Source organism: Fontibacillus phaseoli, from assembly GCF_003337355.1.
Classification (GTDB): Bacteria; Bacillota; Bacilli; order Paenibacillales; family Paenibacillaceae; genus Fontibacillus; species Fontibacillus phaseoli.
Genome location: NZ_QPJW01000003.1, coordinates 25,479 through 39,379 on the forward strand (window position 1 = coordinate 25,479; position 13,901 = coordinate 39,379).

At 52.0% G+C, this 13,901-nt stretch carries 7 protein-coding genes; 3 read left to right on the plus strand and 4 right to left on the minus strand.

Annotation, left to right across the window (positions count from 1 at the left end):
* Positions 1 to 82: 82 nt before the first annotated feature.
* From DFP94_RS10285 to recQ, 4 genes are all read right to left on the minus strand, one after another.
* Positions 83 to 5,584, minus strand: coding sequence for a HAMP domain-containing protein (locus DFP94_RS10285; RefSeq protein WP_114496404.1), 5,502 nt, complete (start codon positions 5,582 to 5,584; stop codon positions 83 to 85).
* A 185-nt stretch (positions 5,585 to 5,769) separates the two neighbouring features.
* On the minus strand, positions 5,770 to 5,901 hold the full coding sequence (locus tag DFP94_RS26410; protein WP_342768237.1) for a YjcZ family sporulation protein: 132 nt from the start codon (positions 5,899 to 5,901) through the stop codon (positions 5,770 to 5,772).
* A 176-nt stretch (positions 5,902 to 6,077) separates the two neighbouring features.
* A complete protein-coding gene (locus DFP94_RS10290) occupies positions 6,078 to 7,856 on the minus strand; it encodes a B12-binding domain-containing radical SAM protein (RefSeq protein ID WP_114496405.1) in 1,779 nt (592 codons plus the stop codon).
* Between the two features lie 11 nt (positions 7,857 to 7,867).
* Positions 7,868 to 9,712, minus strand: coding sequence for a DNA helicase RecQ (gene recQ / locus DFP94_RS10295; protein WP_114496406.1), 1,845 nt, complete (start codon positions 9,710 to 9,712; stop codon positions 7,868 to 7,870).
* 218 nt (positions 9,713 to 9,930) lie between these two features.
* On the opposite strand from recQ, the gene DFP94_RS10300 reads away from it, so the two are divergent.
* The 3 genes from DFP94_RS10300 to DFP94_RS10310 are packed head-to-tail and all read left to right on the plus strand — an operon-like array spanning position 9,931 to position 13,895.
* Positions 9,931 to 11,640: a spore germination protein gene (locus tag DFP94_RS10300; protein WP_114496407.1), complete on the plus strand. Its 1,710-nt coding sequence runs from the start codon at positions 9,931 to 9,933 to the stop codon at positions 11,638 to 11,640.
* The gene (locus DFP94_RS10305; RefSeq protein ID WP_181873094.1) at positions 11,588 to 12,685 is read left to right on the plus strand and encodes a GerAB/ArcD/ProY family transporter; all 1,098 of its coding nucleotides are present in this window, start codon (positions 11,588 to 11,590) and stop codon (positions 12,683 to 12,685) included. The genes DFP94_RS10300 and DFP94_RS10305 overlap by 53 nt, the downstream gene beginning before the upstream one ends.
* A complete protein-coding gene (locus DFP94_RS10310) occupies positions 12,678 to 13,895 on the plus strand; it encodes a Ger(x)C family spore germination protein (protein ID WP_114496409.1) in 1,218 nt (405 codons plus the stop codon). The genes DFP94_RS10305 and DFP94_RS10310 overlap by 8 nt, the downstream gene beginning before the upstream one ends.
* Positions 13,896 to 13,901 lie beyond the last annotated feature (6 nt).

The following is a 13,901-nucleotide window of genomic DNA, read 5'->3' on the forward strand; positions in this document are numbered from 1 at the left end:
GGGACTGACACAAAAGCAAATCATTGCTTAGGTCTGTCCCCTTGCTTATTGATATTCCGATAAAATTAACGCGTGTCAGCCACTACGGTGCGTCTGGAGTTGTCGCTTCCTCTTCCTCCGGATGATCGAGCCAACTGCGAATCATGGACAGCAATTGTGTGCTGTTTACAGGCTTTGTAATATAGTCGGAAGCCCCTGCCTCAAGGCAGGCCTCCCGGTCGCCGCTCATCGCCTTGGCCGTAAGTGCGATTATCGGCAGGTTCTCGAACTCCGGCTTTTTGCGGATGGCCCGGGTCGTTTCGTACCCGTCCATAATCGGCATCATAATATCCATCAGCACAATTTCGATCGATGGTGTATTTTCCAGGATCTGAATCGCCTCCTGGCCGTTCTCCGCAGGGATCACCTTCATGTTATGACGCTCCAGAATCGTCGTTAGCGCGAAGATATTCCGAATATCGTCATCCACCACAAGCACTTGTTTGGATGTGATCATCTCATCGGACTCATGCAGCTTGACCAGCATTTGCCGTGATTCGTCGGACAGATTTTCCGCTTTACGGTGCAGGAACAGACTGCTTTCGTCCATCATCTGAACCGGTGTCTTGACCTCTTTGATCACAGAGTGCTTCATTAATTCCTCAAGCTGCGCCTCCTGTTCCGGGGTCCATTTTCGGTTCCTGTTCAAAATGATCGGCACGGACTTGTTCTGAATATTTTTGTGAATTTCGTGAACCAGGCTGAGCACGTCGGTATTGCCCAGATCATTATCGATCAGAATGACGTCAAAGCTGCTCGACTTCAGTTGGTTGATCGCCTTTCGTCCAGTATCCACCATAACGATTTCCAAGTCGTCATTGTCGAGAAGCTGCAAAAGTTGATCGCTTCGCTCGCTATCGCTGATTGCGATGAGCACCCTATGCACCAAGCGGGTCGAAAACTCTCTCAATTGATCCAGCTTCGTTTCGAGTTCTTCATTCGTCACCGGCTTGCCGATATATTCGTACACGCCTTTTTGACGCAGCGGAATCTCATCTTCTTCCACAGTGATGACGCAAATCGGAATGTGCCGGACACTAAGGTCGTTTTTCAACTGGTCGATCACCAGCCAGCCGTCCATATCTTTCAAGCGCAGATCAAGAGTAATGGCGTCCGGAGTGTATTTTTGGGCAAGTTCAAGCGCCCCGTTTCCTCGGGTGGTTATAATCGCCTTGATTCCTTTTTTATGCAAAATATCGAGCAGAATCTCATTGAACTTCACATCGTCTTCCACGATCAAAAATACGCTGTCCCCGGGCTCAATGGCATCCCGGTCGTCCCGGATGATCCTCTCTTCTCTAGGAGCGCCGCCTCGCTTCGATTCACGGGGCGTAACATCGATGATTTCCGGCACGTACTTCGGAAAGGACGACACTGCCTCCAACTGGGAAACTTCTTCCGTCTCATGTCCCGGAATGTCCAAATATAACGGCAGGAACAGATTAAATACGCTGCCTTTATTCACCACGCTAAACAGCGTAATCTCGCCGCCCAGCAAGACCGCAATCTCGCGCGAGATGGCTAGTCCCAGGCCGGTCCCCCCATATTCCCGGCTCGTGCTTCCGTCAGCCTGCTGGAACGCCTCAAATATAATCGCCTGTTTATCGGTCGGAATTCCGATGCCTGTATCGCTGACCGAGAAGCAAATAACTTCTTTAGCCCTGTTCAACCGTTCGCTCCCTGCGCTCCACCCTTCGCTTGCTTTATGGATATGGAGCAGGACCTGGCCCTCTTCCGTAAACTTGAAAGCGTTAGATAGCAAATTTTTAAGTACCTGCTGCAGCCGTTTTGGATCGGTCACCATTTTTTCAGGAAGATCCGACTCGAGCTTTATCGAAAAGTCCAGCCTCTTGTTGTCAACCATGTGGCGGAATGTCCGCTCCAGGCCGTCCGTGACTTCCCTGATTTGAAGTTCGTTATATTCCGCGGTAACCGTACCTGATTCGATTTTGGACAAGTCCAGAATATCGTTGATTAACTCAAGCAACTCAATGCCCGCGTCCTGAATCGTCTGGGCAAATTTCACCTGGTAATCGCTGAGATTCTCATCGGGGTTTTCGGCCAACTGCTCGGCCAGAAGCAGCAGCGAGTTGAGCGGCGTACGAAGTTCGTGCGACATATTGGCCAAAAACTCGGATTTATAACGCGAGGTCAAAGCAAGCTGTTCCGCTTTTTCCTCGAGTACACGTCTGGCAATTTCCACTTCATTGTTTTTGCTCTCTACTTCCGCCTTTTGGAGAACGAGCAACCGTGCTTTCTCCTCCAGTTCCTCATTTGTATCCTGTAGCTCCATTTGTTGGTTTTGCAGTTCCTCGGTAAGCGACTGGGACTGCATCAGCAGTTCCTCCGTCCGCCGGTTCGCTTGCATCGTGTTAATTACGATACCGATCGATTCCGTCAATTGGTCAAGGAAATCAAGATCGATATCGGTAAAGCTGCGGAATGAAGCCAGCTCCAGCACGGCGAGCACCTGATCTTCAAAGATGATCGGCAAGAGCACGATATTCAGAGGAGCCGATTCGCCGAGACCGGAAGAAATCACGACATAATCTCCAGGCACGTTCGTAAGCAGGATTCGCTGCTTCTCGATCAGGCACTGGCCGACCAGGCCTTCTCCGGAACGGAATTGATTGGATAGATGCTTCCTCTGCTGATAAGCATAGCTGGCGAATAAGGCCAACGTCGGTTCGCCGTTTACCGGTTCGTTAATATACATGACGCCATGCTGCATGGAAACGAGCGGAGCCAGCTCCGACAATATCATGCGGCACACGGCATACAGGTCACGCTGCCCTTGGAGCAATCTGGAGAACTTGGCGAGATTCGTCTTCAACCAATCCTGCTCCGTGTTGATCCGGGTCGTCTCTTTCAGATTACGGATCATTTCATTCACATTGTCCTTCAATTCGGCGACTTCACCGACAGCGGCCACATCAATGCTCCGCGACAGGTCGCCTTTGGTTACCGCCGTGGCAACCGTCGTAATGGCTCGAACCTGGGTCGTCAACGTACTGGCCATGTAATTTACGTTATCGGTCAAATCACGCCACGTACCCGCCGCACCGGGCACGCTGGCCTGTCCTCCCAGCTTTCCTTCCGCGCCAACCTCGCGGGCCACGGTCGTAACCTGATCCGCAAATGTGGCCAGCGTATCGATCATGTTGTTGATCGTGTCCGTCAGCTCGGCGATTTCCCCCTTGGCGTCTACCGTCAGCTTCTGATTCAGGTTCCCGCCGGCGACCGCAGTAACGACCTTTGCGATTCCCCGAACCTGGTCCGTCAGGTTCGCAGCCATTATATTAACGTTATCGGTCAAATCTTTCCAGATGCCGCCAACGCCACGTACTTGGGCCTGACCGCCGAGTTTGCCGTCGGTGCCTACCTCCCGCGCTACCCGCGTTACCTCGGAAGCAAATGAATTGAGCTGATCCACCATCGTATTGATTGTGTTTTTGAGCTCAAGCAACTCGCCTTTCACATCTACGGTAATTTGCTTCGACAGATCCCCGTTTGCCACCGCGGTCGTCACTCCGGCGATATTCCGCATCTGGATCGTCAGATTGCTGGTCATCGTATTCACCGTGTCCGTGAGGTCTTTCCACGTTCCGGATACGTCCTTCACATCCGCCTGCGCACCCAGCTTTCCTTCGGTGCCGACCTCGCGGGCTACGCGGGTTACTTCGGAGGCAAACAGGCTGAGCTGATCCACCATCGTATTCATCGTATTTTTCAATTCCAGGATTTCGCCTTTGGCGTCTACCGTAATTTTTTTCGAAAGGTCGCCTTTCGCGACGGCCGTCGTCACTTCCGCAATGCCCCGAACCTGATCGGTCAGATTTCGGGCCATGTTATTTACGCCTTCGGTCAAATCCTTCCATGTACCCCCGACGCCTCTCACCTCGGCTTGTCCGCCGAGCTTGCCTTCGGTACCTACTTCCAGCGCTACCCGCGTGACTTCGGAAGCAAACGTGGACAATTGATCCACCATCGTGTTGATCGTATTTTTCAGTTCCAAAATTTCACCCTGTACATCCGCGGTAATCTTCTTGGAAAGATCGCCGTTCGCGACAGCCGTCGTAACGACCGCTATGTTCCGCACCTGGTTCGTCAAATTGGACGCCATGTAGTTTACGCTCTCCGTTAAATCGCGCCATGTGCCGGCTACCCCGCGCACCTGGGCTTGTCCGCCCAGCATCCCGAGCGTACCTACCTCACGGGCCACCCGCGTAACCTCGGATGCGAAAGTGGACAATTGATCCACCATGATATTAATGGTGTTCTTCAACTCCAGGATTTCACCCTTGGCGTTAACTGTAATATGCTTGGATAAATTCCCTTTAGCGACCGCGGTCGTAACCTCGGCGATATTGCGCACCTGATTCGTCAAATTGGACGCCATGTAGTTTACGCTTTCCGTCAGGTCGCGCCACGTACCGGCTACTCCGGTAACCTCGGCCTGACCGCCGAGAATCCCCTCCGTACCGACCTCCCGCGCCATCCGCGTAACCTCGGAAGCAAAGGTAGACAATTGATCCACCATCGTGTTGATCGTATTTTTAAGCTCTAAAATTTCGCCTTGCACATTCGCCGTGATTTTCTTGGACAGATCGCCGTTTGCGACCGCCGTCGTCACGACCGCTATGTTCCGTACCTGATCTGTCAGGTTAGAAGCCATATCATTAACGCTATCGGTCAAATCCTTCCAGGTTCCCGAAACTCCCTTAACCTCGGCCTGCCCGCCAAGCTTGCCTTCCGTGCCTACCTCCCGCGCCACCCGCGTCACTTCCGAGGCAAACATGGATAACTGGTCCACCATCGTATTTATCGTGTCCTTCAGTTCCAGAATTTCGCCCTTGGCATTTACGGTGATTTGCTTCGTCAAATCGCCTGTCGCAACGGCCGTTGTAACGGCTGCGATATTCCGTACCTGATTCGTCAGATTGGCAGCCATGTTGTTTACGCTGTCCGTCAGGTCTTTCCAGGTCCCGGACACGCCTTTGACATCCGCCTGACCGCCCAGCTTACCGTCGGTACCGACCTCCCGGGCCACCCGCGTCACTTCCGAAGCGAACGTGCTGAGCTGATTGACCATCATATTGATGTTATTCGCCGTTCTTAAATATTCCCCGGTCAGAGGTCTGCCTTCGAACTCTACCTCTACCTTCTGCGTCAAATCCCCTTGTGCCACCGCGTTAATTACGCGGGCCACTTCGGCAGTAGGTTGAACGAGATCGCTCACAAGTCCGTTCAGCGATTCAATAACGAGTTCCCAGGATCCGCCTGTGTTTTTATGATTGAACCGCCGAGTCAGCTTACCTTCCTTGCCAACAACTTCAGCCACGGTGCGGATCTCGCCCACCAGGTTTTCCTGCATGTCCATGATCTCATTAAACGTGTCTGCCACTTTGCCGGAGATACCGGTCCGGTCGTAAGGCATTCGAAAAGAAAAGTTCCCTTTTTTCATAGCCATTAAAGCATTCAGCAACTCACCGGCATCGATATGATCATTCGACAGCTGGGGAAGCTGTTGTTCTTGATCCGACATCTTCAATCCTCTCCCGACATGTTGTATATTGACTTAACAACAACCTATGACAATTTCTTCACATTTATTATTTTACTATGGAAATTGGCCCCCTGTCATTATTCCGGGGGATTCAAGGAAATATTACCCATAAAGTAAATTCCCGCCAAGCCATAAGGCTCAGCGGGAAAATGACGAATATTTTTCTACAAGACAAAAGCTCTAGAGATAATCACGAGCAGAATGAAAAGTACCAAAATAGCCCCGGTAGACGTAAACATACCGCCTACATATCCTCTATCGCCATATCCACTATTTCCGCCAACTACACCACTCACAGGGATTCCTCCTTTGGTTTAGAGTACATCCTATTTTATTCCAAACCCAGGGGAATGATTGGGCCTTTGACACACATAGGCTCAAGCCTGAAGTAACCGGAGATTATTCTCTGCTTGAGCAATTCCATTTACGATCCAAGCGATCCACACGATTGCCGGTCCCAATCCCTAAATCCTTATACCGGAAACGACGTAAACGTCGACGTGTTTACCTTATAATACACCGGCCGTTGATCGTTTGAATCCTGCTGGTACAAGACGACGAGCAGGGTGCCGCCCTGTCGCCGGTCAAGGGCCTCCTTACCTTCCAGCACGTCCTCGAGTGAAAAAGGCAGTTCGTCCAGTACGGCAAATTTCTGTAAATCCCGCTCCTCTAGCCCGTGGGCTGCAAAGGCTGCGGACACCTCTGAAGGCCGATCCGCCAGTGCTTTGAAATACCCGCTCCGCCGCTGCTTATCCATCCGGTCTTCCCACCAGATTTTGCGCGGCTTGTACTTATGGCCCAAAAAGTAGTCCAGTTTCATCAGCCCCAGGACGATATCCGGCTGCTTCATACCACGCCACTCCAGGAATTCATAAAGCCGAGTGAACAAATCTTCCAATTGATGGCCGATCCGCTGCCAGGCCCGATCTTCCCAAAAATCGCCCAGCTCCTGAAAGAAATCAAACGGGGAATCGAATTCGCGGGTAATCAGGAATTCCATTGTATGATCCATCCGGTGGTCGTTCCAGTACTTTTCCAGGACATCCTCCAGCCGCTTCAGCCGGATGATATCCGAAAAAGGCATGATATCATTACCCAGAATTTCGTAGGGGGCATGATCCATATAGGTGTAATTATACTTGGCCGCTTCATTTCGAAGTCCCGTGCCGCGAAGCATTTTCAGGAACCCAAGCTGCAATTCCTCGGGACGCATGGCAAATACGTCGTTGAATGTTTTACGGAACGAGGCGTAATCCTCCTCGGGTAACCCGGCGATCAGATCAAGATGCTGGTCTATTTTGCCGCTTTCCTTGATCTTCATTACGGTTCTGGTCAGCTTGGTAAAGTTCTGGCGGCGCTTCACCAGTTCATTCGTGTTGTCGTTCGTCGACTGAACCCCGATCTCGAAGCGGAAAATATCCGGCGGAGCGTTCTCCGCCAAATAATCGAGCACCTCAGGTCGCATAATATCCGCCGTAATCTCAAACTGGAACACGCAACCGCCGTGATTGTGAATCAGAAAATCAAACATTTCCATCGCGTAGCTGCGGTTGATGTTAAAGGTCCGATCCAGAAATTTGATCGTTTTTGCCCCGTGGCTGATCAGGTACAGAATATCCGATTTTACCCGCTCGATATCATAGTAACGTACCCCCACCTCGATACTGGAGAGGCAAAACTGGCAGTTGAACGGACAACCCCGGCTCGTTTCGAAATACACGATGCGCTTGCCCAGATCCGGAATATCCTCCGGAAACCGGTGCGGCGACGGAAGCGTATTGAGGTCGGACTTCGGTCGGGGAGGATTTACCCTGATTTCCCCGTCCTTGCGGTAAGCTGCGCCGAATACATAATGGAATTTTCGTTCCCCGGCCAGCTCCTGGAGCAAATGATGGAACGTTTCCTCTCCATCCCCCATAACGATGAAATCAACGCTGTCCGCCCGTTCCATCCAGTAAGCCGTATCGTAAGAGACTTCGGGACCGCCCAGCACGATCGCCGTTTCCGGCATCACCTTTTTCAGCATATTTGTCAACTTGATCGTTTCTTCGATGTTCCAGATATAACAGGAGAAGCCGATGACATCCGGCCGTTTCTTATATAAATCGGACACGATGTTCAGCACCGGGTCCTTGATCGTATATTCCGCCAAATCGATGTCGAACTCATTCCCGCTGTATGCTTTAAGCAACCGGATCGCCAGCGAGGTATGGATGTATTTTGCATTTAATGTGGCTAAGATGACTTTCATCGTTCACAACCCTATTCCATATTTTGAAAAAACTCGAGAAACGGCACGCCGTATTTACGGTATTTCACTTCGCCGACGCCTTTAATCCGCAGCATTTCCGCTTCGCTTGTCGGGCATACCGTGCTCATTTCGCGCAGGGTGGCATCGTTGAAAATAATATAGGAAGGCACGCGCTCTTTTTCGGCCAAATCCCTGCGGATCAGGCGCAGTTGTTCGAATACCGTCTCGTTCACCGCCGAAGGCCCGTTATCATAGGAAGCGCCTCTTCGACGTGAACCGGCCGCCGTCCCGGCACTTTTCGCCGCGGAGTGTTCCGGCGCGCGCATCATCACCTGATGCTGCCCTCTCAGGACATCCGCAGCCAACGGTTGAAGCCGGACAACGGGGTATTGCCCTTCGGAAAGAGCGAGATAACCCTCGGCAATAAACACATTGATCAGCTCCGAAATCTCTTTCTCGGTACGGCGCCGCATCATACCATAAGTCGGCAGACTGTCGAATCCGTACTGAAGCACTTTCTTGTTCTGCGAGCCTTTGAGCACCGAGGATACCAGCGACACGCCGAAACGCTCCCTCATCCTGTGGATGCAGGAGAAGATGATTTGCGCGTCCACCGTCATGTCGACAAGCTCACGCTCGTCGCGGCAGGAACTGCAAATGCCGCAAGCTTCCCGGCTATGGGCTTCACCGAAATAATCCAGCATCGCCCAGCGCAAGCAACTATTCGAGTAGCAATACTCAATCATCTGTTGAAGCTTTTTGTACTCATTGCGCTTCCGGTTCTCGTCCTGCGGATTTTGTTCGATCAGGAACTTCTGCGTCATGATATCCTGCGGACTGAACAGCAGGATGCAATCGCTCGGCTCGCCGTCCCGTCCGGCCCGGCCCGCCTCCTGAACGTAAGCCTCCATATTTTTCGGCATATTGTAGTGAATCACGTACCGCACGTTCGATTTATCGATTCCCATCCCGAAGGCATTGGTCGCAACCATCACCCGGATGTCGTCATACAGGAACGCCTCCTGGCTCTCCTCCCGTTCACTGTCGGATAACCCGGCATGATAGCGTCCAGCCGGAATGCCGTTTTGCCGCAAACGGTTATACATATCATCAACCTCCTTACGCGTCGCCGCGTAAATAATCCCCGGCTGATGCCCGTGCGTAGTTACGTAATTCATAATGAAATCCCGTTTGTTTTCGCCGCGCAGAACCGACATGGCCAAATTGTCGCGGCCCAGCCCCGTAACGAAAACGGACGGATCGTTAAGCCTCAGCAACCGGATCATGTCATCCATGACCTCCGGCGTTGCGGTCGCCGTAAAAGCCGCAAGGATCGGGCGTCTCGGCAGACTGTTCACGAACGGCGATACCGCGAGATAGCTTGTCCGGAAATCATGTCCCCACTGCGATACGCAGTGGGCCTCGTCGACGGCAACGCAAGAAATTTCCAGTCCGCTCATTTCTTCGCGGAACCAATCCAGCTCCAGTCGCTCCGGCGCTACGTACAGCAGCTTCAGTTCCCCGCGTTTCGCGGCTCGGATGCGCTCGTTCACCTCTTTGCCGGAAAGGGTGCTGTTAATAAAAGCGGCCGATATCCCCATCGTGATCAAGGCGTCGACCTGATCTTTCATGAGCGAGATGAGCGGGGATATGACAAGGGTTAATCCGGGCTGCAACAGCGCGGGAACCTGATAGCAGATCGACTTGCCGCCGCCTGTAGGCATAATGCCGAGCGTATCGGCTCCATTCAGCATGCTGGCGACGATTTTTCGCTGCCCTTCGCGGAAATCAGGGTATCCGTAATATTTTTGCAGCAACTGCTGCGCTTGTTCCAAGGTGGGGATATGCACATTCATTGAACCAAACTCCTTATATCGGTACATGTTTTACCGGCCAATAAACCTTCTCTCCAGTTTACCGGGCCTTAAGCCAATGGGCAACTTCCGTCTTGGGTCCTGCTTGATTTTACGGAATGCAATACCTGGTACATAAAGTCCATAACTCTTACTAACACTTACTATTATATACTTTCATCCGGAAGAGAGGCCGGTTTATTGGATTGGAGGAGCGGACCATGCAAAAGTGGAGTGAAAATTACAGGGCCTATGCGCAAAAAAAGAAACTTTCCCGCGAGGAACCATTATCCGGCAAGAGAGGCCCGCACTTCCTCGGCACTTTGCTCGATGAGAATTTGGCTCAATTTGAACAATCCATCGGCGCCAACGGCGATCTGGCCGTCCGGGAATTCCAGATTGCGCGCCGATACCGGGCAGCCCTTGTCTTCCTTTCTTCCATGACGGATCAGAAAGGAATTCAAGAGAACATCTTAAAGCCACTGATGCTGTGGCGGGAAAATGAATCCGGAGACAATGGAGGCTATGAAGATTCCGGGGATTCCGTAGTTTCCGATTCCTCGGCATCCCTGGAGAACAGCCTGATCGACCGGCTATGGAACGAGACGATCTATATTAATGAAGGTCAAAAAACCTCCGACCTGTCCCTGCTCTTCAATTTATTAACATCCGGTCATGTACTGCTTCTGCTGGACCGATGCGGCGAAGCGCTTGCCTTTGCCATGCGTCAGATTGAGAAAAGGGGCATTGAGCAGCCCCAGACGGAACAGGTGATCCGCGGCGCGCGCGAAGGTTTCATCGAACTGTTGGACACCAATTTATCGCTGATCCGATATCGGCTGCAAAGCCCGGATCTGAAGATCGAAACCGGTCCGGTCGGACAGCGCACCAATTCCCGCGTCGCGGTTTGCTATCTTAACGGAATTGCGGATCCCGAATTGGTCGAAGAAGCCATGCTGCGCATTTCCAAAATCGATTTCGACGGGATCATCGATGCCGGTTACATCGAACAATTCATTGAAGATCAGCCCATTTCTCCTTTTCCGCAAGTTCAAAATACGGAACGGCCCGATAAAGCCGTAGCCGCCTTGCTGGAAGGCAGAGTCATCATCATGGTCGACGGCTCGTCCTTTGCCCTGATCGTCCCCGCGCTGTTCGACCAATTTTTCCAGACGGTCGACGATTATTCCGAACGCTTTATTATCGGAAGCCTGGTGCGCATCATCCGGCTTGTTGCCTTGCTATTTTCTCTGTTTTTCCCGTCGCTGTATGTCTCGGTCATTTCCTATAATCCCGAACTGCTGCCTACCGATTTTGCGGTCGCCATCTCGGGAGGACGGGCCGGCGTTCCTTTCCCCGCCGTACTGGAAGTGTTCATTATGGAGGTATCCATGGAAATTTTGCGGGAAGCCACCATTCGTCTGCCGCAAATGATCGGCGGCGCCCTCTCCATCGTCGGCGTGCTGGTCGTCGGACAGGCTGCGGTGTCCGCGGGTCTAGCCAGTCCGATCACCGTAGTGATCGTCGCGTTAACCACGATCGGTTCGTTCGCCACTCCGGCCTACAATGCCGCAATCGCCCTGCGGATGCTTCGTTTTCCGCTGATTTTACTGGCGGGATTATTCGGTTTGTACGGCGTGATGATCGGCACTATTTTAATTATTAACCACCTGCTTTACCTGGAGTCGTTCGGCATACCGTATCTCTTCACCTTGGTTACCGGTATGCGGGAGCGCTTGACCGACACGGTTATTAGAGTCCCTCTTTGGTGGATGAACCGGCGGCCGTCCCATTTGCATCCGGTTGACGCAACCCGTTTGCCTGATGGAGAAACGCAATCCTATATCGATGGAATATTCCGGACAAAGGAGAGAGCACATGAACAGGAAGCAAAAAATCTCAACGATCCAAACCGCCCTCGTCGTCGCTAGCACTACGTTTGGCGTTGGTGTTTTAAGTTTCCCGAGAGTTATGGCTCAAACTGCCGGAAGCGGCGCTCCGCTGATGACAGTGTTAGGCTTGGTTCTGGCTTTGTTCGGACTGTGGCTCGTGACTACGCTAGGACAGCGCTTCAGGGGACAGACCATATTCGATTACGGGCAAGCGCTGATCGGAAGATGGCCAGCAAGCGCAGTTAATCTGATTTTGTTCATCTTCTTCACCGTTTCGGCGGCCCTTTCTTCCCGTCAATTCGGCGATGTGCTATCCATCGTCGTGTTTCGCAGGACACCGATCGAAGTCAGCATCATCCTGATTTTGTTGACGACCGCATTTTCCTGCAGACGGGATATCGTAAAATTCAGCTATATCCACATTTTCTACTTTCCCTTTATCTTTGTTCCATACCTCGTAATAATGCTGGTATCGCTGCAAAAAATCGATGTATTGAACCTGCTGCCGCTAACCGGAAACAACTCCATGAAGTTTATTCCGGGAATTACGGAATCGGCATCCCTGTTTCTCGGATCGTTTATCATTACGATTTTGATCCCCCATATGCAAAAACCGAAATCGGCGATGAAATCGTCCCTCTTCGGGATCATCATCAGCGGAGGAGCCTACCTGGTCATGATCTTCTCGGTGCTCGGCATATACGGGGTGGAAGAAACCAAGGTACTGCTCTATCCCACCCTGGAACTTTCCAGGTCCATTTCTTTGGGTGGGGGTGTTTTGGAGCGGTTTGATGCTCTTTTCATCGTCATCTGGTTCATTACTGTTTATACCACGCTTTATTCCAGTTACTATCTGGCATCCTATGCATTTAGCAGGCTATTCCGTTTTACCGACCAGCGTCTTACCTCTTCCTTTTTACTGCCGTTTATGTTGGCGATCGCCCTGCTGCCGCTCAATGTATTCCAAACGCGGAGCATCGTCCATCACACGGAGTTTACAGGCCTGCTTCTGCTGACTAGTTATCCCTTGCTGCTGAAATTGATCTCCTTATTCCGCCGGAAAGGAGGCATCCACCTTGAATAAACGGATTGTACTGAATGGGCTGCTCGGACTGCTGTTCATCTGCTCCGGATTGTTCCTGACCGGCTGCTGGGACAGCCTGGAGATCGAGAACAGAGCCTTGGTACTGGCGCTGGCCATTGATGAAGCCCCTCCCGGCAGCGAGAACGAAGAGGATAATGTAACGCATATAAACGACGGGAAATTGCCGGACAAAATGATCCGCATTACCGCACAAATCGCCGTTCCCGGGCGAGTTCCCCTGGGGCCCAGCAGCGCCACCAGCGGCGAGGAAACCCAAAATTCGGTATGGGTCGTCCAAGTGGTCGGCCATAGCCTGGATGACGCACTGAACAATTTGCAGCAGCAAATCGCCGATCCCAAATACTTGATCCATCTTCGGGTTATCGTCGTAAGTGAAGCTATCGCCAAGCAGGGATTGGAAGACCTTAGCGACTATCTTAAACGTAATCCGGAAGTCCGCCGCAGAACCTGGCTGCTCGTATCCGATATGGAAGCGGCAAAAATCATGAACGCCGCCCCGCCCTTGGAACGGGTGCCCACCTTATATCTGTTGTCCATGGTGGAAAAGGCGGTCAAAACCGGCAAATTTCCGCTCGACTATTTGGGTATTTTTTGGACGGCCGAATCCAAATGGGGACAGGACGGTTATCTCCCCTATATTTCCATTCGCGGAAAAGAAAATATCCTGATTAAGGGGATGGCCTATTTTAGCGGAGGAAAGCTGGCGGGAACGACGACGCCGATCGAAATCGGCGCCTTCATGGCTGCCAAAGGCATCGATCCCGGCGGATACTCCATCTTGCTCGACGTGCCCGGCATCGGCTTTGTCATGGTTCAAACCCAGGAGCGCCACACGAATATGCAGGTGGATATTCAGAACGGGTTACCTAAGGTTACCCTGAATATTAAACTGGAGGGGACGATCACGGAGCATAGCGAAGGCGGCGCAGACATCGGATCCAAGCAGGCTCTTGCCCTGATCGAAAAAACGTTCGCCACCAATGCCTCGGGAATCGTCGAAGATTTCCTGAAGGTGACTCAATCGAAGCGCTCGGACGTACTCGGCGTGGGCGAGTTGGTCAGAGCCCACCGTTCGGCTTACTGGAACAAGCATGTCCATTCCAAGCGAGACTGGGAAGACATTTATGCCAAAGTGCCCATGGATATCAAGCTCCATATGACGATCCGTCGCGTCGGCCTGAAAAATTAGGAGGGA